Source organism: Peribacillus huizhouensis (genome assembly GCF_014138605.1).
GTDB lineage: Bacteria > Bacillota > Bacilli > Bacillales > DSM-1321 > Peribacillus > Peribacillus huizhouensis.
The window spans coordinates 138,256-161,345 of the sequence record NZ_JACJHX010000005.1; the positions used below are offsets into that span (position 1 = coordinate 138,256).

Consider the following 23,090-nt stretch of genomic DNA (forward strand, 5'->3'; position numbering starts at 1 on the left):
TCGCGTAGATAAAGCGATACTACGAACCCGATTGGTTCAACTAAACCTCTGCTCACGCATCGGTAAGTTTCACTGTATCTCACCAATCGGGCTTTTATGGGCAGTTGGTCCCGAAACTACCTTTCTTTGTTCCTCACGAACTTTTAGGGGGGCTTACTGCCCGTTAAAGCGGGATAAATTCAAGATCCATCTAAGTTTTAATAATGAGTTTTATTGTCTAACCTTACACCTGCAACACTTGGGGCATAAGAAATTAGGATTTCCTTTAATGTTTGCCTTAGGCCTGTTCAATGATTCCCTTTAGAGTCTGGTAAAAGATTTTTTGTAGGAAAAGGACAGGACAGGTGATGGTTTTTCTGATTGGAGGTGGGAATCCGTGTCTTTTGCTTCGGAAACCAAAAAAGAACTTACAACACTAGAAGAAAAAGATTGCTGCGACAAAGCTGAATTATGTGCTCTGATTAGAATGAATGGATCGCTCTCGTTTTCGAATAAAAAGCTTGTAGTTGATATTCAAACAGAAAATGCAGCGATTGCTAGAAGAATCTATACACTTTTAAAGAAAAGCTACGATGTGCAAATGGAATTGCTAGTCCGTAAGAAAATGAAGTTGAAGAAAAACAATGTATACATTGTTCGTTTATCTTCTGGAGGACAGGAAGTACTGTCTAACTTGAAAATTGTCGGTGAAGGATTTGAATTTTATCATAATATTGCACCAGAGCTCATTGCGAAGAAGTGCTGTAAACGTGCTTACTTAAGAGGTGCTTTTCTAGCAGGTGGTTCAGTCAACAATCCGGAAACATCGTCTTACCATTTAGAAATTTACTCGATTTATAAAGAACATAATGATGCACTTTGTGAATTGATGAATGTATTTGACCTCAAGGCGAAGACTCTTGAACGAAAAAAAGGCTATATCACCTATTTAAAAGAAGCTGAGAAAATAGCGGAGTTCCTGAATATTATTGGTGCCCACTCAGCGCTATTACGGTTTGAAGATGTTCGGATCGTTCGTGATATGCGTAATTCCGTGAATCGTCTTGTAAACTGTGAAACGGCAAACTTAAACAAAACAATTGGTGCCTCTTTAAGGCAAGTAGAAAACATACGATATATTAATGAAACAGTTGGTCTGAGTATTTTACCAGACAAACTTCGTGAAATTGCGGAACTGAGAGTGGCTTATCAAGATGTTACCTTAAAAGAGCTTGGGGAAATGGTTTCAGGTGGTAATATTAGCAAATCGGGCATCAATCACCGCTTGCGAAAAATAGATGAAATTGCTGATAAATTGAGAGGCGGCGCAGGATTCGTAGCCCAGAAATAAAGAAGGAGGAAAATATATGGTTGAGAAGCAAGTGGAGGTCCGCCTGAAGACAGGTCTTCAAGCGAGACCAGCTGCCTTATTTGTACAAGAAGCAAACCGATTCAAATCAGATGTATTCCTTGAAAAGGATGGAAGAAAAGTAAATGCAAAAAGCATTATGGGTCTGATGAGTCTTGCGATTGGGTCAGGAACGATGATTCAGCTCATTGTGGATGGAAGAGATGAAGAAGAAGCCATTTTTGCCCTGCAACAATTTATTGAACAAGAGGCGTAATAAATGATCAATCAAACAACGGAAATTATTGAAGTTGTTATGATGAAGGTGCTTAGAAACATGTTCGTTTTCCAGGTGAAAAGGTAGAACTTTCCTTTCTTACTGCAGAATCACATGTGCTAGGCATCTTTTTGTGTGTATATTCAAATTCACAGGAACGTATGATCTTAAAAAGGAGTGTCCCCAAAAAAGGGTCAGCCATCACAACATCTAAAAACAGTATAAAATACGTGTATGAAACACGACATACTGATTTAGAGTGCGAAGTCTAACCCTTATGGGACACACTTAAATTATTTATCTAGACTTTTCTTAACATCATCAATACGAGTGATGACTTTGTCGATTAATCCGTATTCTAATGCTCGGTCAGCAGTCATGAAGTTATCGCGATCTGTATCTCTTTGAATCACTTCTAATGATTGACCTGTACGCTCTGAAAGAATTTGATTTAATTTATCTTTTAAGAACAAGATACGTCTAGCAGCAATTTCAATTTCAGTTGCCTGACCTTGTGCACCGCCTAATGGTTGGTGAATCATTACTTCACTGTTTGGAAGAGCGAAACGTTTTCCTTTTTCACCAGCTGCTAGTAGGAAAGCGCCCATAGACGCGGCCATTCCGATACAAACTGTTGAAACTTGAGGTTTGATATATTGCATGGTGTCATAGATTGCCATTCCGGATGTAATGCTTCCACCTGGGCTATTAATGTACAATGTAATATCTTTATCAGGATTTTCTGCCTCTAAGAATAACAATTGAGCTACAATTGAATTTGACACATTATCATCAATTGCGCTTCCAAGCATGATGATTCTGTCTTTTAATAGGCGGGAATAAATATCATATGCACGTTCCCCGCGACTAGTTTGTTCAATAACTGTAGGAATTAAATTCATGCTAATTTCCTCCTCTTAGTAAAAGTTATTTCTGGTAAGTAAATCCTTAATATATGTATGATACACTTTATGGTCAATTAAGGTCAAACAAAACAAATCAAAAGAAAGATGTTTCGTTCGACAAAAACCAAAAAGCTGTTTCTTTAGCTCATATATAGTATCTTATTTGGAGCTAAGATGCCTGGGTTCATTTCTACTTTATCCATACTACCCAAATTTCTGCATTTTAAAACGTAATACCTCTTGCAAACAACGCTAAACTGACCTATAATGAAATTTGTTGAAAAAATTATGCCATGCCCTCGTGGTGCAACGGATAGCACGTAAGATTCCGGTTCTTGAGATGTGGGTTCGATTCCTGCCGAGGGCGTCATTTAATCAAAGAGTTCCTATGTTTGTATGATCTGTATACAAACATAGGAACTCTTTTTGTTGAGTGCTTTTCAATTGTGGTTACCATGTAACGAATAACACATAATGGAGGGTAAAAAGCAGTTTTAGCTTTCTATGAATTGTTATATATTCATTATTCCTTCTTTTGTTAATTGACTTGAACGTTGTTTCTTAATAATAATGACAAATAAGCTTGCTAATAAACAAAAAACTCCTGCTAAGAAGAACGCCCAAGTATAAGTGTTGAAAAATTTATAGATTAGACCCCCTCCATATGCCGCTGCTGCAGCACCTGCCTGATGTGATGCAAAAATCCAACCATAAATAATTCCACTTTTCTTTGTACCGAAAATTTGTCTTGAAATGCTAATAGTTGGTGGAACAGTCGCAATCCAATCTAATCCATAAAACACAGTAAAGATAACTAACATAGTCATAGAACCCTCATTTAATGCATAAGGAAGTAATACAAGTGAAGCCCCTCTTAAACCGTAGTACCAAAATAATAGCCATCGATTATCGAAACGATCTGACAGCCAACCGGATAGAGTTGTTCCTACTAGATTAAAAATTCCCATAAACGAAAGAATTGAAGCCGCTGTAACTAAAGGTACTCCAAAACTAATACAGTAAGAAACAAAATGTGTTCCAATTAATCCGCTCGTTGAAAGCCCGCAAATAAAGAAGCTCCCAGCTAATAACCAAAATTCCTTTACTTTTACAGCGCTAAATAAGCCGTTGAACGCTGCGACAATAGGATTTTCCTTCTGACTTTCATTGCTCTCTTGTGTTTCTTCCTCAAGTCCATATGGAAGAATTCCAACATCTTTCGGTGTGTTTTTCATGAATAAAAAGATGATTATAAGCATAAAGAAAATGAGGGTCATAATTAACCCAATCGCAAAACGCCACGAATAATTTTCTATAATAGCCGCTAAGACAGGTAGTAGAATTAACTGACCTGTAGCTGTACTTGCCGTTAATATCCCTACTGCAAGGCCTCTTCTTTTCTCAAACCAATGATTCGCCACATATGGACTTAATACAGTTAAAAAAAGACTTGATCCCAGCCCAATAATCAAACCCCAAATGATGATCATCTGCCATGATTGATTCATAAAGAATGTTAGTGTGATACCTGACAGCAAAGTTGCCATAGAAATTATCATCATTTTCTTTAAGCCAATCACATTAAGTAAGGCCGCCATAAACGGACCTGATATCCCATATAAAAACATGCTAATTGCAAAAGCTAGTGCAATAACAGATCGGTCCCAGCCAAATTCATTTTCGAAAGGATTTATGAAAACCCCAGATGATGACATCACAATTCCCGATACAATAATGGAGCAAAATGTTATGGCAAGAATAAACCAGCTATAATGTATACGTTTCAAAACTTAACCATCTCCGTTGTCTTCATAATAATATCCTCCTGTTTTCTATTGTTCTTAATATTAACTCATAAATAATTATCAGTAAAATTGAAATTTTTGAAGTTATCCATTGATTTTCTTGATAATATAGAAGTACGATTAAAATAAAAGTGGGTGAAATGATGGAAATACGCCATTTTGTTACGTTTAAAACAGTTATTGAAACGGGGAGCTTTACACAAGCAGCTGAACATTTAGGTTACACTCAATCCACGGTAACTTCTCATATTCAGGCACTTGAAGAACATTTAGGAGCACCTCTGTTTGATCGGATGGGTAGAAAGATAAGATTGACTGATGTCGGCAAGAAGTTGTTGCCCTATACTCAAGAGATGTTAGATACCTATGGAAGGATCAAAAACATTACCAGCGATGGAGAGGATATGAGAGGGGAGTTAAAGATTGCTGCTCCAGAATCTCTAACGGTATACCGCTTAGAACCCATATTAAGTGAATATAGAAAGAAGTTTCCTCATGTAAGCATCAGTTTAAGTAATGCCACCTGCGGTGATAACAAAAGAGCAATACTTAATGGTAGTGCAGATATTGCATTTGTCATGTTGCCACAGTTGCAGGATTCAGATTTGATCGTCCGTCCGTTGTTGGACGAACCTATTGTCCTTGTTGGAAGTCCTGATTGTTCGCTGAATATTTTAGATAAAAGCTACGAAAATCAAAAGATAGGCGAGTGTATCATTACGAATGAGAAAGAATGTAGTTATCGAACGATGTTTGAAGAATATCTTGGGGAACGGAGAATCGTACCTTCTCACACGATGGAGCTTTGGAGTATAGAAGCGATGAAACGTTGTGTAATGAGTGGGCTTGGTATTGCTTGTTTACCGTTAATGACAGTAAATGATGAAATCAAGGAAGAAAGGTTAAAAATTATTCCCTGCGTTGGTGGCTTTAAACAAATTTTCTCCCAAGTCGCTTATCACAAAAACAAGTGGATTTCCCCAGCCTTATCTATGTTTATCGATATTACGTTGAAACATGCAAGAAACTGGTCGTGTCCGGAGACTACTTGTTGTGAAGAAATTATGAAGGTTTAGATTCAAACTAATGGGTGCTTTGAATTTTTAAGCTTGAGGGATAGTATACATCCGCAAGCTTATTCTATCCTAACTACTACATGATAGGCTTATCAATGTTTAGAAATTTTATGTTACCAAATGCTTGTAGTATACCCTAATCCATTTGGGTAGCTAAAAACGTGCCCTCGTCTACAACTGTGATTAGTTTGATATCTGTTCTTGATGGTGCGATCAATGGGAAAATAGTCAACAACAATGGAGTTGACATGAAAGCATTGTAGGTTCAAAGGAAGTAGCTTCATTTCTCATCATGTTTTAAGAAACAGGACAGCAAGTATTTTTTTAAAAAAAAGTAAGCGTTTCCACCTTGTTTCGCTATTCACTTTTGAATTCGTGGTGTAAAATGGTAAGGGGAGGGGAAAGTATGGAAATGAAGCCGGGACTCTATCAACACCAGATTATGAAAATGACAATGACGCAGGAATTAAGTCAGGCTATTGCGTTGCTTCAGTATTCGAATCAAGAATTGCTAGAATATTTAGAGACAAAATGGCTGGAAAATCCATTGTTAACCATTGAATCTTCAACAGTATCCCATGAGATTCCGAGAAAGCCATTGAAAAGAAATCAAGTGAAGAATACAGGGAGATCTACGAATTGGATTGAACAAATTGGTGAAGAAGCACCTTCTCTTGAGAACCATTTGCTCTCCCAAATTGATACAGCTACTTTTAAGAAAATGGAATTGAAATCGTTTATCCATCTTATTCGGAACATTGATGAAAATGGGTACTTGAGGATTAATGTAGAAGAAGCGGCTGTTTCAATTGGGATTTCTGAAAGCGCTCTATTAAAGTCCTTGGATATTCTGCAACAACTTGAACCTTACGGTATTGGTGCCAGAAGCCTTCAAGAATGCCTGCTTATTCAAGTCTGTCAAGCTGGAGAGAGACCGTTAGCGGAAACGTTGCTTCGTACATACTTTATGCCATTTGTTGATAAAAAATGGAAAGAGATTTCGAGAAATCTTGGGGTTACATTAAAAGAAATTCAAGATGAATTTGATTATATACAAACATTAAACCCGCGTCCTGGAGCCATTTTTTCTTCTGAGAAGTCGAGTTATATTGTCCCAGATGTTGTTGTTAAATATCAGGATGGACAGCTTGTGGTCGGTCAGTACGAAGGTGATACACTCCAACTTCATGTGAATGAATCTTATTTACGAAAAATGAAGGACCATCAGGATCCGACTGTAAATCGCTTTTTACAAGAAAAATGGCAGGAGTATCAATGGCTGTCTAAAGGAATTCTTCAGCGAAAAGAAACCGTCTTACACGTTATGAAAAAAATTGTAGAGAAGCAGCCTGAGTATTTTTTTCGTGGTATGGGCTTTCTTAAACCGATGACGATGAAAGAGATTGCCGATGACCTTGACATTCATGAGTCGACCGTTAGTCGTGCGGTCCGTAGCAAATACGTCCAAACTGCATTTGGAACGGTAGAAATGCGCTCTTTCTTTAGTTCTGCTCTTCAATCAACAGAACAAGAAGATGTATCAGGTACAAAGGTGAGAAAAGCATTACAGACAATTGTAGAGCTTGAAAATAAACAAAAACCACATTCTGATCAAGAACTTGCGGAAATTCTAAAAAATGAGCATGGTTTCGTTCTTTCACGTAGGACGGTAGCTAAATATCGTGATCAACTTGGAATTCTATCCTCAAGTAAACGGAAAAGATATAAGTAAAAAAGGATGAATAGTGCATGCTACCAAAAGAATGGAACTTATACACAAGAAGTAATTGTCCATTATGCGACAAAGCAAAGGTGATTCTAGAGCGGATCAAACAAGATACAAGCATCGATTATAGAGAAATAGATATCTATACGAATGATGCGTTAATTGAACGATTTGGTCTCATGATTCCAGTTATAGAATGGCAAGGAGAGATTGTGCAGTACGGCCAAATTGACGAAATGAAATTACGTCAATTATGTATGGAGGACATGGGGCGAGTGTAGTGTGCTTTATGTTATATTCTTCATGGTAACGGGTGGAGTTTTAACGCCATTCAGGTTTTGTATGGTAGTGGAAAAGGAAGCAGATAATCATTAACTTAAGCGGTGCTTCCAACTAGATAATAATTCCACTAGATACTATGTATATATAATAAATGGACTCCTATTTTGCAGATTATTTAAGTTTGGTTTTTCTTATAATAAATTACTAGGCCGCGGATTGTAACAGGCCGTTATTGCTTGAAAAATAAAAATTAGCATATAAGTTGAAGAACGTTTTTTTTCCTGCTAGAATAAGTATATAGCAGGAAAGAATTTTTTTTGCTCCTGGTGGGACGTAAAATGTCTAGCTGGGACGAAAATAGTCCACAACTTATTCTTGAGGGGTTTACGAACGATGTATCCATTGCTCGATATACAAAAGAAAGTATTACCCGATTTGTTGGCGATTATGCAGAAACGATATGATATCCTGCGTTATATCAAGTTTATGCAACCTGTAGGGCGCCGAAGCTTAGCGAATAGTCTGGATTTGACAGAAAGAACACTTCGTAGTGAAGTAGATTTCTTGAAAGATCAAAATCTAATTGAAGTTTTCAGCTCTGGAATGCGACTTTCTACCGAAGGAGTAGAAATACTCGAGCAACTAGAAGGAGTCATGCGGGAGATTTCGGGTTTAGATAAAATGGAGCAAAAACTTAAGCAATTATTAAACGTTAATGAAGTTATTATCGTTGCTGGAAACAGTGATCAATCATCGTGGGTAAAAAGCGAATTAGGTAAAGCGGGAGCCGCCCGTATGAAAAAGGAATGGAAGGCTAAAAATATCATTGCAGTAACTGGCGGCTCGACAATGGCCGAAGTGGCCAAGATGTTAACCCCAGATTCAAATGGGAAAGATATTTTGTTTGTTCCGGCAAGAGGAGGTCTTGGTGAAGAAATTCAGAACCAAGCCAATGTAATTGTTGCCAAAATGGCGGAAAAAACAAATGCTGCATATAAAGTGCTCTATCTTCTCGATCAAGTCAGTGATGAAGCTTATCAATCGTTTATGAAAGAACCGATGATTAAAGATGTTATTTCATTAATAAAATCAGCTACTATCGTCCTGCATGGGATTGGTGATGCGATGGTGATGTCAGAAAGAAGAAAAACACCATCTGAAATTATCAAAACCCTTGAACAAAAAGAGGCCGTAGGTGAAGCTTTCGGCTATTACTTTGATGAAGATGGGGAAGTAGTTCACAAAGTACAAACCATTGGTATTCAGCTGGAAGACCTTGATCAAGCAAAGCGAGTGATCGCCGTTGCCGGTGGAGAATCTAAAGCAAAGGCAATTCGAGCTTATATGAAAAGAGCTCCACAAACCACGGTATTAATCACGGACGAAGCAGCGGCACAACAGTTAATAAAGGGATAAATTCCCTTTACTATATAATTTTATAAAATTCTTTTTTCAACTATAAAGGAGGAAATTTTATTATGACAGTAAAAGTTGGTATTAACGGATTTGGTCGTATCGGACGTAACGTTCTTCGTGCAGCATTAAAAAATTCAGATGTGGAAATCGTGGCAATTAACGATTTAACTGATGCAAACATGCTTGCACACCTTCTTCAATATGACACAGTGCACGGAACACTTGCAGAAACTGTATCAGTTGACGGAGACTACCTAGTAGTTGATGGACACAAAATCAAAGTTTTAGCAGAACGTGACCCTGCACAACTTGGATGGGGAGAACTAGGTGTTGAAGTAGTTGTTGAATCAACTGGACGTTTCACTGCTCGTAATGATGCAGCAAAACACCTTGAAGCTGGTGCGAAAAAAGTAATCATTTCTGCTCCTGCATCTGATGAAGATATCACAATCGTTATGGGTGTTAACGAAGATAAATATGATGCAGCTAACCACCACGTGCTTTCAAATGCATCATGTACAACAAACTGCTTAGCTCCATTTGCGAAAGTATTGAACGACAAGTTCGGAGTTAAACGTGGAATGATGACAACAATTCACTCATACACAAATGATCAACAAATTCTTGACTTGCCACACAAAGACTACCGTCGTGCACGTGCAGCAGCTGAGAACATGATTCCTACATCTACAGGTGCAGCGAAAGCAGTAGCTCTTGTATTACCAGAACTTAAAGGAAAACTTAACGGTATGGCTATGCGTGTTCCTACACCAAACGTATCAATTGTTGACCTTGTTGCTGAACTTGAAAAAGACGTTACAGCTGAAGATGTAAACAGTGCGTTAAAAGAAGCTGCTGAAGGCGAATTAAAAGGCATTCTTGCTTACAATGATCTTCCATTAGTATCTACTGACTACAATGGTGTTCCTGTTTCTTCTACAATTGACGGATTGTCTACAATGGTTATGGAAGGTAACATGGTTAAAGTACTTTCATGGTACGATAACGAAACTGGTTACTCAAACCGTGTAGTTGACCTAATCGATTACATCGCTAAAAAAGGTCTTTAATCTTTACAGAAATTAAACATTATTATTCCTGTGAATATTTGGCTAAAAAAGCGAAAAACATCTATAATAACAGTGAAAAGGGGAGACGGGATTATGCCCTCTCCCTTTTTGACTGATAAAAAGCAAGTGAAATTCTTCACCGCTAGCTTCCTGTGAAAAAGATGATTGCTCAAAGAAGGTAAAGAACCCCTTCATGGTTCAATCCCTATTTACTTCGGAAGCTGAACAAGGCGTTTACGCTTTTCTTAATTAAAGGAGGTTATTTGGTCATGAACAAGAAATCCATTAAGGAAATTAACGTAGCAGGTAAACGAGTTTTTTGCCGAGTTGATTTCAACGTACCGATGCAAGATGGTCAGGTTACCGATGATACAAGAATTCGTGCGGCATTACCGACAATTCAGCACTTGATTGATGCTGGAGCGAAAGTAATTCTAGCTAGTCACCTTGGACGCCCAAAGGGTCAGGTAGTGGAAGAGTTACGCTTAACTCCAGTTGCTAAGAGATTAAGTGAATTATTAGGTAAGGACGTTCGTAAAACAGACGAAGCATATGGGGAATCTGTTACACAACAAATCTCTGAAATGGTAGACGGAGACGTTTTACTTTTAGAAAATGTCCGTTTCTATCCTGGGGAAGAGAAGAATGATGCAGAATTGGCTAAATCTTTCGCTGAGCTTGCAGACGTATACGTAAATGATGCATTCGGTGCTGCTCACCGTGCCCATGCTTCAACAGAAGGGATTGCAAACTATATACCTGCTGTTGCTGGCTTGTTAATGGAAAAAGAATTAGAAGTACTTGGTAAAGCTCTTTCTAATCCTGAACGTCCGTTCACAGCTATCATTGGTGGTGCGAAAGTTAAAGATAAAATTGGTGTAATTGAAAATCTGCTAGAAAAAGTGGACAACTTAATTATCGGTGGTGGCTTAGCTTACACATTCGTTAAGTCAGAAGGTCATGAAATTGGTAAATCACTTCTTGAAGCAGATAAAATTGAGCTTGCTCAATCTTTCATCCAAAAAGCAAAAGAAAAAGGCGTTAATTTATACATGCCTGTCGATGTTGTTGTAGCAGACGACTTCGGACCGGATGTAAACAATAAAGTAGTCGCTATTGACTCAATTCCAGCTGATTGGGAAGCACTTGATATCGGGCCAAAAACACGCGAAATCTACGCGGATGTAATTAACAACTCTAAACTTGTTATTTGGAATGGACCGATGGGTGTATTTGAACTTGACATCTTTGCAAATGGAACAAAACATGTTGCACAAGCTCTTGCTGATTCATCTGCTTACAGCATCATTGGTGGTGGCGACTCTGCTGCAGCTGCTGAAAAATTCAAGCTTGCTGATAAAATGTCACATATCTCAACAGGTGGCGGTGCTTCCCTAGAGTTTATGGAAGGTAAAGAACTACCAGGTGTCGTAGCATTAAACGATAAATAAGATACGAAAGAGAGGACGGGACTAATATGCGTAAACCAATTATTGCAGGAAACTGGAAAATGAATAAAACACTTTCTGAGGCGAAAAGCTTTATAGAGGAAGTAAAAAGCCTTGTACCATCTTCTGATAAAATGGATTCCGTAGTATGTGCTCCAGCGCTATTCCTTGATCAATTAGTTACAGCTGCGAAAGGAACAGAAGTCAAAATTGGAGCTCAAAACATGCACTTTGAAGATAACGGCGCATTTACAGGTGAAATCAGTCCTGTTGCTCTTAGTGATATCGGTGTGAATTACGTCGTGATTGGTCACTCAGAGCGTCGCGAAATGTTCAACGAAACAGACGAAACAGTGAATAAAAAAGCGTTAGCAGCTTTTAAACATAATCTTGTTCCAATCGTTTGCTGTGGCGAAACATTAGAAGAGCGTGAAAGCGGTCAGACGAACGATTTAGTAGGAAAACAAATTGAGAAAGCACTTGAAGGCCTTACAGAAGAGCAAGTTCAAAATATGGTCATTGCCTATGAGCCAATTTGGGCAATTGGTACTGGTAAATCTTCTACTGCCGAAGATGCTAACGAAGTTTGTGCACATATCCGTTCTGTTGTAGCAAGTCAATTTTCAAAAGCTACATCTGAGGCTGTTCGTATTCAATACGGTGGAAGTGTGAAACCTGAGAATATTAAAGAATATATGGCTCAGTCTGATATTGACGGTGCATTAGTTGGCGGTGCAAGTCTTGAACCGCAATCGTTCTTGCAATTAGTAGAAGGTGGACAATATGAGTAAATCTCCTGTTGCAATTATCATCTTAGATGGATTCGGGTGCCGTACAGAAACAGCTGGCAACGCCGTGTCTGCTGCTAACAAGCCTAATTTTGACCGTTATTGGAGCCAATACCCGCATGCTCATTTAACGGCTAGTGGGGAAGCGGTAGGGTTACCAGAAGGCCAAATGGGGAATTCTGAAGTAGGCCATCTAAATATCGGTGCAGGCCGAATTGTTTATCAAAGCTTAACTCGTGTTAACGTGGCGATTCGTAGCGGAGAGTTTGAACAAAACGAAACATTTCTTGCTGCGATTAACGACGCGAAAACAAAGGATAAAAGCCTACACTTATTCGGTTTACTGTCTGATGGCGGGGTACATAGCCATATTGAACATTTATTTGCTCTTCTTAAACTTTGTGCAGATGAAGGATTAAAGAAAGTATATGTTCATGCATTTTTAGACGGTCGTGATGTAGCGCCTCAATCTGCCTTAGGCTATATTGAAGCGACAGAAGCGAAAATGAAAGAACTTGGTGTTGGTCAGTTTGCGACGATTTCTGGACGTTATTACAGTATGGACCGTGACAAACGTTGGGAACGTGTCGAGAAAACATATCGATCAATGGTTTACGGAGAAGGACCAAGCTACCGTTCTGCTAAGGAATGTGTAGAGGATTCTTATAATAATGGAATCTTCGATGAATTCGTCCTTCCTTCTGTTATTGTCGGTGATGACGAAAAACCGGTTACGACGATTCAAGATGAAGATTCAGTGATCTTCTATAATTTCCGTCCAGATCGAGCTATCCAAACGTCAAATACGTTTACGAATAAAGATTTTCGTTCGTTTGACCGGGGTCCAGGGCATCCGAAGAATCTGCATTTCGTCTGCTTAACTTTATTTTCTGAATCAGTGGACGGCTTTGTAGCATTCAAACCGATGAACCTTGATAACACATTAGGTGAAGTTCTTTCTCAAAATAATCTGACCCAGTTGCGAATTGCAGAAACGGAAAAATATCCTCACGTTACCTTCTTTATGAGTGGTGGACGTGAAGCGGAGTTCCCAGGGGAAGAGCGAATTTTGATTAATTCACCAAAAGTTGCTACGTATGATCTGAAGCCTGAAATGAGCGCATATGAAGTAACTGATGCACTACTAGGCGAAATTGCCGCGGATAAGTTTGACGCCATCATTCTTAACTTTGCAAACCCTGATATGGTAGGCCATTCAGGTATGCTAGAACCAACTGTTAAAGCAATTGAAGCGGTTGATGAATGTCTTGGAAAGGTTGTCGATGCCATCGTTGCAAAAGGCGGTACGGCAATCATTACAGCTGACCATGGTAACGCTGATGAAGTAGTTACATTGGAAGGAAATCCAATGACAGCACATACAACAAACCCTGTACCTGTTATTGTTACGAAAAATGATGTAACATTAAGAACGGACGGGATACTAGGAGATCTAGCACCAACGATGCTTGATTTACTAAAAGTTGAAAAACCTGTTGAAATGACAGGAACGTCTATCATTTCAAAATAAAACGGATTGTAAAAAAAAGGAGCGAATTATTATGCCATTCATTCAACACGTATACGGACGCGAAGTACTTGACTCTCGCGGAAACCCAACAGTAGAAGTAGAAATTATGACAGAATCTGGATTCTTCGGACGAGCTATTGTTCCATCTGGAGCATCTACTGGTGAGCACGAAGCTGTAGAACTTCGTGACGGAGACAAATCTCGTTACCTTGGTAAAGGTGTTCAAAACGCAGTAGATAACGTAAACAACGTAATCGCTGAAGCAATTATCGGTTTTGACGTAACGGACCAAGCTGGAGTTGACCGTGCAATGATCGAATTAGACGGTACAGAAAACAAAGGGAAACTAGGAGCGAATGCGATTCTTGGTGTATCTATGGCAGTTGCTCATGCAGCAGCAGAATCTGTAGGACTTTCTTTATACCGTTACCTTGGTGGTTTCAATGCGAAACAATTGCCAACTCCAATGATGAACATCATTAACGGTGGATCTCATGCAGATAACAACGTAGACTTCCAAGAATTCATGATTCTTCCTGTTGGAGCACCAACATTCAAAGAAGCAATCCGTATGGGTGCAGAAGTATTCCATGCATTGAAATCAGTTCTTTCTGCTAAAGGCTTGAATACAGCAGTTGGTGATGAAGGTGGATTTGCTCCAAACCTTGGTTCAAACCGTGAAGCACTTGAAGTAATTATTGAAGCAATCGAAAAAGCAGGTTATAAAGCTGGAGAAGACATTTACCTTGGAATGGACGTTGCTTCTTCTGAATTCTATAACAAAGAAACAGGCAAATACGATCTTGTTGGCGAAGGCCGTACTGGCTTAACTTCTGAAGAAATGGTTAATTTCTACGAAGAGCTAGTTAACGAATTCCCAATTCTTTCAATCGAAGATGGCTTAGATGAAAACGACTGGGAAGGTCACAAACTATTGACTGACCGCATTGGCGGAAAAGTTCAATTAGTTGGAGATGACTTGTTCGTTACAAACACGAAGAAGCTTGCTGAAGGAATTGAAAAAGGTATCTCTAACTCAATCCTAATCAAAGTAAACCAAATCGGTACTTTAACTGAAACTTTTGAAGCAATCGAAATGGCAAAACGCGCAGGCTACACAGCTGTTGTTTCTCACCGTTCTGGTGAAACAGAAGATGCTACAATCGCAGACATCGCTGTTGCAACAAACGCTGGCCAAATCAAAACTGGTTCTATGTCACGTACAGACCGTATCGCGAAATACAACCAACTTCTTCGCATCGAAGACGAACTTGGCGAATTAGCTGTATACGATGGAATCAAATCTTTCTACAACTTGAAAAAATAATTTGAGTTGAATGATTGACGACTAAATGATGTCGTACAAACGTTAAACTAAACCTCCTATTTTATGTGTGAGTATAACACATAAAGTAGGAGGTTTTTTATTTGAATTAAAGACTAACTACCATTCCATACGGATAACTGACACTATAAATTATGATTCATTGTAATTTACCAACACATTATGAAAGAAAATAATAAATTAAATCAGTGATAACGGATAGTTAAGTATGGTAAAATTCTCTTTGGGTTAGGTTTTTTCAGAAAGTTTGTTGTTTTCTAACAAATCTTATGGAAAGGTTCATTCCCTCTCTAGGTCACTTGCGATCCACGGGGCGGGGTGCTGAGCCTCCTCAGCAGAGGGTGCTGTGGGCCACATCTTTTCTTCTATTCCCTCAGGGTCTTGTACTTTCCTATCCAATCATCCTTTTTACGTAAAACATCAATTGCAAAACAATTTTTTTAGAAAAGAGCCTTAAGTTAAGATGAAAGGGAAGTGAATAGTTCATATGTATTCAGTTCAACAATTACAAGCTTTAGATTACTTGTTAAAACGAGTAATCACAAATGGTGAATTCAATTTTTATCGGAGAGACTTAAAGTTTGTCATAAATTACAAAGATGTATTATATACAGGGGATTTTTTACAAATGAACGGTTCTTCTGCTTACCAAAGTTTTATAGATGATGATGGAGAGGTTGAGCAATATCGATTTAGCCCTGATAAGGGAACAAAGTTACTAATAGATATATGGCAATCTTATCTCGAAGAAATAACACGTTTATTTTTGAATCCATTTAAGAGAATTAATGACATCCCTTTACTATACAATACTCTTATTAAGATACTTAATATGGCTGAATTAGATGAAGAAAGTAGTCCGTTTTATCCATATTTACTAAATGTCAGAACACTCGACAATACTATTCAACTTCCTTTTCTTGATTTAACTGGGGAACTAGTAAAAATAGTGTCAATTGTTGATTGCACGGTGAATAAATCTGCTTAAGTAATTTGGAAAAGTGTTTAGTGGAGGGGACCAGATACTGTGTCAATAATCGACGCAGATTTTCTATCACGGGATCGCTTGGTAGTTTTCTTAAAAAAGTTTAGAGGAAGAGCGATTTTAAAATTTTTTATGAGGGAAAATCTAAACGCGATGCCATTTGAAGTGTGGCAATGGAAAAGTGTACTATTATTACGAATGAAATCATGTGTATGAGTGAAATGCTCAATTCAATCCTAGTTAAAAAGAATATGTATGATAACGATGCTTCATTCACATGACTGATCAAGGTCCAGGGATTTTAATATTACTAGTTACAGGAGAGAGATTCTTTGCTTAGTTACTAGTTGTGGTATACGGTTGTTGCTTCATATTATGATGCATGGGGAACTATTTAACTTAAAAATGGTAGAAAATAATCCATCTCGTTATACCGGTTACCGACACGATGTGGAGACTAAATTGGATTATTTGCTGACTTGATCTTATAGCCGTGCTGTATTTTCTCTTGATCCAGTGAGAGAGGAAAGTAGGGGCTGTGTAGAATGAAGAAAATAATTACGTTATTTTATTTTCAATTTGTTATATTATCAACGATAGTTATATGTTCTTTTTTGGCTACTAAATATGTTAATGATTATTTAACCAGAATATATAGTATCATATTAGTTTGTGGATTCATCATCATATTAAACACAGTAGAAACAAAAATACTAGTAAGTAAGCGAATTAGAATTCTAGTATTTGCATTTACTATCATCACAGTTTCACTTTTACTACCATTTTTAGGATTGAGAATTGGCTTATAAAAATAAGAAATTAGAAAAGTAGGGCAGATTCAACACTAACCTATTTTTTGGAAAAGCTTAAAAGATAATTATAACTATTTGTAATCGAAATACTGTCATATATGGAACTTATAGCGTTAAAATTTACTAAATAAAAAAACTCCTATTGTAGAGATCCTGGTCTTGTTTTTAAAACAAAGCTGACCTCTAAAAAGGAGTTTTCTTTTTTGAAAAAAAGTATTTGTAAAGCTGAATTGGTTTCTTTCTTATTTAACCGCTACATTTGATTGGTAATATTCCTCTAATGTTATGCCTCGATCTGTTAAATCTTGTGCTAATTTTTGGCCAACATAACGGAGATGCCATGGTTCATACTTATATCCTGTGATGGATTCTTTGCCTTCCTCATAGCGGATGATAAATCCATAGGTTGGTGCGTTGTCAACAAGCCACTGGGCTTGGTCTGTTTTGCCAAAGCAATCTTCTACAGCGCAAGAACCATCTGAAGATGTGACATCGATGGCTAGTCCTGTTTGGTGCTCACTCGTTCCAGGGGTAGCACTATAGAGTAAAGCGGCTTCAAGTCCATCTTTCTCAACATAATGATTGAATAGACTTGTTTGTGTTTTTTGAGAACGATAAGCAGATACACCTGCAAGTGGTACTCCTTGTTCGTCAGCAGCTTGGAATAGTGACTCAAGCGCATCAGCAGCCTCTTTTCTCATCATTCGTTTTTCAATTTTTTCAGTAAAAGTGAATCTAACATCTGGATAAACCAAGTCAGCCGGCTTATAGTTATCCGGAAGCATATTTTCTTTATTGATTAAAACAGGAATTGCATCAGGATCCATAACGGTAACAGGTACGGCTGGATTGTGATCGGCACTAGCAATGCCTTTGGTTTTAGATGTTTCTGCTTGAACTGACTTCTCTTTTTGGGTTGTAGGTTCTTGATCGATAGAATTGTCATCATGTGAACATCCACTAGCAGTGATTAATAATGCTGATAAAAGCATGGTAGCCATGCTGGTTTTTGACATATTTAAAGCCTCCAATTTTACTGGTCATTATTCTTATATAACATAAAAGTGATTGGAAATGAAATAATATGTATGTGTTATTATCTGGAAATGTATTCGCGGACGATTGCTTTCTCGTATTTGTCAAGAAACAAGCCAATCCATACAAACATCAGAAGGAAAGCATAATCATTTGAAATGGCTGTTTCAATCGCTTTTTGTGACCAAAAGGTGTCTAAAAAACCACCTAAACCAGCCAATTGTAAGGCTTCATAAACGACAAGTCCGTGTAGTGTAAGCCAAACAATCGTTAAAGTGCTTGTCCCAAAACCGATGACAGCAGCGAAGATACTAAAGACAATGGCTAATAAACTAATACCGACAGCAAGGAGACCGGAGTGAAAAAAATCATCTTGTCTGAAAAAGCCATTATACAAAACGGATAGGAAAAAGATAGAACTGCATACATAGGCAAAAAATAATAAGGTTCTACTTCCTTTAAATTTTGATAGAAGAAGCAGAGTAGGTGAGATCACGATAAATAGGATATTTACAATATTCATACTACCAGAGTTAAAGATGGCATACACGGCTATAATAGAAAAGAAAAGAGCAATGATATCTAATAGTCGAATAAACTTATGAAACATAGAATTCCCTCATTTCATTAAATAATTGTATCGAATTCCTTTTCTCCGGCATTAACTGAAAGTCAAGATCCCCACCTCAAGGCTTAGAGGAATCGAAGAAGCATAGGTTGGGGACAGTTGCCTGTAAAAAGCCGATTGGTGAACTAACAATCAGTAGAACCCCCCACAGATTGAAGTTTCACTTTATCCCGGTTTAGCAGGCTGTAATTAGCAAGTTGGTGAAAGACAGCCTGTAAAACCCCGATTGGTTCAACTAACCATCAGTGGGAAGTGCGCTCACTTACGGAAGTTTCACTTTATCTAATCATTTATTGTGGAGTAGCTGACAATGTGGTAAAGTTAAAGTAATGCTTAATTGTTTCGGGAGGTATAATTCATGTTGCATACCATATTGGTAACATTATTAATTATTGTTTCAATAGGTTTGATTGCAAGTGTTCTTCTCCAATCAGGGAAAAGTGCTGGATTATCTGGTGCAATTGCCGGTGGTGCTGAACAATTGTTTGGGAAACAAAAGGCCCGTGGTCTAGATTTAGTCTTACATCGATTAACAATTGTGCTATCTGTGTTATTCTTTATTTTGACACTAGCGGTAACGTACGTTGGGTTATAATATAAGATCTCAGAAATCGTCTGGCTTAATGGCCAGGCTTTTTTTACGGAAAGAAATGATGGTAATTTTTTCTATAAGTATACAATTGAGCATTAAGTGAAACTTCTATTATTGGAGGGGTTTCATCCTCCACTGATAGTTAATCCTGTAATAGTGTTGCTAAACGCAAACTTTACCTTGAGGTATTACAGCCTGTTAACCGGGATAAATTAGTTGAATACTCTTATACTACCCAATTAAAGTCTTTCGAATAGCTTGAAATTGCTTTTTTTGTTTTAATATTTAATATGAATATTTAATCAAACGATTAATTAAAAGATAAAAGGGCAGTACATATAAGGAAAAATTGGGTTTCTTCCATACTATTTACGTATTCATCAATCGATTGATGAAACGAAAATAACGTGAGCAGATTAAGCATAAAGGAGTTTTATACAATGAAAATTAAGTTGCCTCAGCCATTTACGTTTGAAGGCGGGAAGCGTGCAGTACTCTTATTACACGGATTTACTGGGAATTCTTCAGATGTGCGGATGCTAGGTCGATATTTAGAAAAGCGGGGTTATACAAGCCACGCTCCTCATTATAAAGGGCATGGCGTCCCTCCTGAAGAACTTGTTTCTACCGGTCCTTCTGATTGGTGGAAAGATGTGATGATGGGATATGATTTTCTAAAGCATAATGGCTATGAAGAAATTGCGGTTGCCGGTCTATCCTTAGGAGGGGTATTTTCATTAAAATTAGGTTACACTGTACCTGTAAAGGGTATTGTAACGATGTGCGCACCGATGTATTTAAAAAGTGAAGAAAAGATGTATCAAGGTGTATTAGCATATGCAAGAGAATTTAAAAAACATGAAGGAAAAACGCCTGAACAAATTGAAATGGAAATGGAACAGTTTGCGAAGACGCCGATGAATACATTAGCAGCATTACGAGATCTTATGGCAGATGTTCGGAATCATGTTGATCATGTCTATGCCCCGACATTCGTTGTTCAAGGTAGACATGATACGATGATTAATACAGATAGTGCCAATATTATTTACAATGAAGTTGAATCAGATAAAAAGGAACTGAAATGGTATGAAGAATCTGGTCATATCATTACATTTGATAAAGAGAAAGAGCAGCTTCATGAAGACGTATACCAATTTCTAGAAAGCTTAGATTGGTCGGTCTGAATAACCTTTATACAATTATTAAGTGAAACTTCTATTAGTGAGGAGGCATCTCCACTGATGGTTAGTCCTGTTCTACTGTCGCAAGGATTTTGCATTTGCTTCGATCCATCGACCGTACGAACTCAGACTATGTACAACGGGTCTGAGCTGTGGGCCTCAACTAAACTGCTGAAGATCACAGCGGTAAGTTTCACTATCTCACAATCGGGATTTACAGGCTGTTTATCTCCCATCCTACCAAAATCGAGGTGGGAGGAATAAAGCTTGTTATACCTGGATAAATTACCCTGCCAAGGAGGGATATGATGGAAGATCAAATCCGTGATTATATGGATAAGCTTCTTTCTTATATGAAAGAAGAAGCATACAAGCCGTTAACGGTACAAGAGTTAGAAGAGGCATTAGGCATTGAAGATTCAGCTGATTTCAAAAACTTTGTTAAAGCACTAGTGAAAATGGAGGAAAAAGGGCTTGTCATCCGCACTCGTGCCAACCGTTACGGTTTGCCGCAAAAAATGAATTTAATCCGTGGAAAATTATCAGGACATGCGAAAGGTTTTGCCTTTGTCACACCCGATGAACCCGGTAGCGATGATATTTTCATTCCGCCAAATGAAACAAAAAACGCCATGCATGGCGATGTTGTATTGGTAAGAGTAGCAACAGAAAGTTCTGGATCTAGAAAAGAAGGTACTGTTGAAAAAATTATCGAACGAGGCATTCAGGAAGTTGTCGGGACATATTCAGAAAGCAAAAACTTTGGCTTTGTTATTCCAGATGATAAGAAAATTGCTAATGACATTTTTATTCCAAAAAATGTTTCTAGCGGTGCAGTGGAAGGCCACAAAGTTGTTGTTCGCTTGACTTCGTACCCTGAGGGTAGAACAAGTGCTGAAGGTGAAGTTATCCAAATTCTTGGGCATAAAAATGATCCAGGGGTTGATATTTTATCGATCATTCACAAGCACGGATTACCACTTGAATTTCCTAAGGAGGTTTTGGACCAAGCTCAGGCTGTTCCTGATACCATTGAAGAAAGTGAAATAGGTAATCGACGTGATTTACGAAATGAGACGTTAGTAACAATTGATGGAGCTGACGCCAAAGACTTGGATGATGCTGTTACGGTGACAAAGCTTGAGAATGGAAATTATAAGCTTGGCGTACATATTGCAGATGTTAGCCACTATGTAACGGAGAATTCACCACTCGATCGTGAAGCATTTGAAAGAGGAACGAGCGTTTATTTAGTAGACCGTGTGATTCCGATGATTCCACATCGTTTGTCAAACGGCATTTGCTCTTTAAATCCAAAAGTCGACCGTTTCACATTATCATGTGAAATGGAAATCAATGAAGCAGGACAGGTAGTTAATCACGAGATATTTGAAAGTGTGATTAAAACAACTGAACGAATGACATATGATGATGTAAGAAAAATCCTTGTCGATCAAGACGAAGAATTAATGGAACGCTATGAACCGCTCGTTCCGATGTTTCAAGATATGGAAAAACTGGCAGCGATTCTCCGAAAAAAACGGATGGAACGTGGTGCGATTGATTTTGATTTTAAAGAAGCGAGAGTTCTTGTTGATGAAGATGGGCATCCGAATGATGTAGTTCTTCGTGAGCGATCTGTCGCAGAGCGGCTAATTGAGGAATTTATGCTAGCGGCGAACGAAACAGTAGCCGAGCATTTTCATTGGCTGAAGGTGCCGTTTATTTATCGGATCCATGAAGATCCTAAGGAAGAAAAGCTGCAACGATTCTTTGAGTTTATTACGAACTTTGGCTATATTGTTCGAGGAAGTGCGAATTCGGTCCATCCAAGAGCATTACAAACGATTATTGAGGAAGTACAAGGTAAGCCTGAAGAGATGGTTATTTCAACCGTCATGCTAAGGTCGATGCAACAAGCTAAATATGACCCAGAAAGTCTAGGTCACTTTGGTCTTTCTACAGAGTTCTATACACATTTTACATCGCCAATTCGACGATATCCAGACTTAATCGTCCATCGACTCATACGGACCTATTTAATTGAAGGGAAAATGGATGATGCAACACAAGCGAAATGGGATGCGCAGCTTGGTGAGATTGCCGACCATACGTCAAAACGCGAGCGTCGTGCCGTAGATGCAGAACGTGAAACAGATGATTTGAAAAAGGCAGAATTCATGCTTGATAAAATTGGTGAAGAATTTGAAGGGATTATCAGTTCAGTAACGAATTTTGGTATGTTCGTTGAGCTCCCTAATACAATTGAAGGTCTTGTTCATGTAAGTGCGATGTCAGATGATTACTATCGCTTCGATGAGAGACAGTTGGCGATGATTGGGGAACGAAAAGCGAAAGTTTACCGAATCGGCGACGAAATCTCTATTCGAGTTGCCAATGTGAACAAAGATGAACGTGCGGTAGATTTTGAAATTCTTGGAATGATTAATAGTCGTCCGCGGATATCAGGAGAAAAGAAAATCTTTAAAGCCAATGCAGGAGCAAGTAGACGACGTAAAGGGGATCACCAAGACGAGAGTAAAGGCGGAAGCCGTAGAGGGAATAGTCAAGGCGGCAGAAAACGCAATGCAACTAACGGTGAAGGATCTGCACGCAAGGCGAAAAAGAAGAAAAAATTCTTCGAAAACGCTCCAGCAGCAAAACGGAAAAAGAAACCCAAAAAGAGATAAAGTGAAACTTCAATCAGTCGGGTTTCTTCATCCCCCACTGATTGTTAGTGAAACAATCGAACTTTAACGGGTGGTTGTCCCCTACCTAAACTTCTTCGAATCCTCTAGCCTAGAGGTGGGGGATTTACTGCCCGTAAAGGCGGGATAAATACAGGGAAGCTGTCCCAA

At 38.3% G+C, this 23,090-nt stretch carries 19 protein-coding genes and 1 tRNA gene; 16 read left to right on the forward strand and 4 right to left on the reverse strand.

Annotation, left to right across the window (positions count from 1 at the left end; translation table 11 throughout):
• The first annotated feature begins 376 nt into the window (after positions 1 to 376).
• Entirely contained in the window at positions 377 to 1,330 is a 954-nt protein-coding gene (gene whiA / locus HNP81_RS10105; RefSeq protein ID WP_028393596.1) for a DNA-binding protein WhiA, read from the forward strand.
• Between the two features lie 16 nt (positions 1,331 to 1,346).
• Positions 1,347 to 1,604 (forward strand): HPr family phosphocarrier protein, encoded by a 258-nt coding sequence (locus HNP81_RS10110; RefSeq protein ID WP_028393597.1) that lies wholly within the window; start codon positions 1,347 to 1,349, stop codon positions 1,602 to 1,604.
• Between the two features lie 293 nt (positions 1,605 to 1,897).
• On the opposite strand, the gene clpP is transcribed toward HNP81_RS10110, so the two are convergent.
• On the reverse strand, positions 1,898 to 2,506 hold the full coding sequence (gene clpP, locus HNP81_RS10115; protein WP_028393598.1) for an ATP-dependent Clp endopeptidase proteolytic subunit ClpP: 609 nt from the start codon (positions 2,504 to 2,506) through the stop codon (positions 1,898 to 1,900).
• Between the two features lie 298 nt (positions 2,507 to 2,804).
• Here clpP and HNP81_RS10120 point away from each other — a divergent pair.
• Positions 2,805 to 2,876 (forward strand) — tRNA-Arg (locus tag HNP81_RS10120).
• Between the two features lie 145 nt (positions 2,877 to 3,021).
• On the opposite strand, the gene HNP81_RS10125 is transcribed toward HNP81_RS10120, so the two are convergent.
• Positions 3,022 to 4,296, reverse strand: coding sequence for an MFS transporter (locus HNP81_RS10125; RefSeq protein WP_028393600.1), 1,275 nt, complete (start codon positions 4,294 to 4,296; stop codon positions 3,022 to 3,024).
• Positions 4,297 to 4,454: 158 nt separating this feature from the next.
• On the opposite strand from HNP81_RS10125, the gene HNP81_RS10130 reads away from it, so the two are divergent.
• The 10 genes from HNP81_RS10130 (at position 4,455) to HNP81_RS10175 (ending at position 15,984) form a co-directional block, all read left to right on the forward strand.
• Positions 4,455 to 5,390, forward strand: a complete 936-nt coding sequence (locus tag HNP81_RS10130; protein ID WP_220478547.1) for a LysR family transcriptional regulator — start codon at positions 4,455 to 4,457, stop codon at positions 5,388 to 5,390.
• A 406-nt stretch (positions 5,391 to 5,796) separates the two neighbouring features.
• On the forward strand, positions 5,797 to 7,122 hold the full coding sequence (rpoN, locus tag HNP81_RS10135; protein WP_182502555.1) for an RNA polymerase factor sigma-54: 1,326 nt from the start codon (positions 5,797 to 5,799) through the stop codon (positions 7,120 to 7,122).
• Between the two features lie 17 nt (positions 7,123 to 7,139).
• Complete coding sequence (locus HNP81_RS10140) at positions 7,140 to 7,397, forward strand: glutaredoxin family protein (protein ID WP_182502556.1); 258 nt, start codon at positions 7,140 to 7,142, stop codon at positions 7,395 to 7,397.
• 394 nt (positions 7,398 to 7,791) lie between these two features.
• A complete protein-coding gene (locus tag HNP81_RS10145) occupies positions 7,792 to 8,814 on the forward strand; it encodes a sugar-binding transcriptional regulator (RefSeq protein WP_182502557.1) in 1,023 nt (340 codons plus the stop codon).
• A gap of 62 nt (positions 8,815 to 8,876) precedes the next feature.
• Entirely contained in the window at positions 8,877 to 9,884 is a 1,008-nt protein-coding gene (gap, locus tag HNP81_RS10150) for a type I glyceraldehyde-3-phosphate dehydrogenase (protein ID WP_028393604.1), read from the forward strand.
• Positions 9,885 to 10,153: 269 nt separating this feature from the next.
• Entirely contained in the window at positions 10,154 to 11,335 is a 1,182-nt protein-coding gene (locus HNP81_RS10155; RefSeq protein WP_028393605.1) for a phosphoglycerate kinase, read from the forward strand.
• A gap of 26 nt (positions 11,336 to 11,361) precedes the next feature.
• Entirely contained in the window at positions 11,362 to 12,123 is a 762-nt protein-coding gene (tpiA, locus tag HNP81_RS10160; protein WP_028393606.1) for a triose-phosphate isomerase, read from the forward strand.
• Entirely contained in the window at positions 12,116 to 13,651 is a 1,536-nt protein-coding gene (gene gpmI, locus HNP81_RS10165) for a 2,3-bisphosphoglycerate-independent phosphoglycerate mutase (protein ID WP_182502558.1), read from the forward strand. Before tpiA ends, gpmI begins: the two co-directional genes overlap by 8 nt.
• 31 nt (positions 13,652 to 13,682) lie before the next feature.
• Positions 13,683 to 14,978 (forward strand): phosphopyruvate hydratase, encoded by a 1,296-nt coding sequence (gene eno, locus HNP81_RS10170; protein ID WP_182502559.1) that lies wholly within the window; start codon positions 13,683 to 13,685, stop codon positions 14,976 to 14,978.
• 505 nt (positions 14,979 to 15,483) lie between these two features.
• Positions 15,484 to 15,984 carry a hypothetical protein gene (locus HNP81_RS10175; RefSeq protein ID WP_028393623.1) on the forward strand — a complete coding sequence of 167 codons (501 nt, stop codon included), beginning with the start codon at positions 15,484 to 15,486 and terminating at the stop codon, positions 15,982 to 15,984.
• 1,051 nt (positions 15,985 to 17,035) lie between these two features.
• Here HNP81_RS10175 and HNP81_RS10180 read toward each other — a convergent pair.
• Both HNP81_RS10180 and HNP81_RS10185 read right to left on the reverse strand, forming a co-directional pair.
• Positions 17,036 to 17,809: a M15 family metallopeptidase gene (locus HNP81_RS10180; protein WP_182502560.1), complete on the reverse strand. Its 774-nt coding sequence runs from the start codon at positions 17,807 to 17,809 to the stop codon at positions 17,036 to 17,038.
• 80 nt (positions 17,810 to 17,889) lie between these two features.
• Positions 17,890 to 18,438 (reverse strand): hypothetical protein, encoded by a 549-nt coding sequence (locus HNP81_RS10185; protein WP_182502561.1) that lies wholly within the window; start codon positions 18,436 to 18,438, stop codon positions 17,890 to 17,892.
• Positions 18,439 to 18,817: 379 nt separating this feature from the next.
• Between HNP81_RS10185 and secG the strand changes: the two genes are divergently transcribed.
• From secG to rnr, 3 genes are all read left to right on the forward strand, one after another.
• The gene (gene secG / locus HNP81_RS10190; protein ID WP_028393627.1) at positions 18,818 to 19,051 is read left to right on the forward strand and encodes a preprotein translocase subunit SecG; all 234 of its coding nucleotides are present in this window, start codon (positions 18,818 to 18,820) and stop codon (positions 19,049 to 19,051) included.
• A 437-nt stretch (positions 19,052 to 19,488) separates the two neighbouring features.
• Complete coding sequence (locus tag HNP81_RS10195) at positions 19,489 to 20,235, forward strand: alpha/beta hydrolase (RefSeq protein WP_028393628.1); 747 nt, start codon at positions 19,489 to 19,491, stop codon at positions 20,233 to 20,235.
• A gap of 305 nt (positions 20,236 to 20,540) precedes the next feature.
• Complete coding sequence (gene rnr, locus HNP81_RS10200; protein ID WP_182502650.1) at positions 20,541 to 22,922, forward strand: ribonuclease R; 2,382 nt, start codon at positions 20,541 to 20,543, stop codon at positions 22,920 to 22,922.
• Positions 22,923 to 23,090 lie beyond the last annotated feature (168 nt).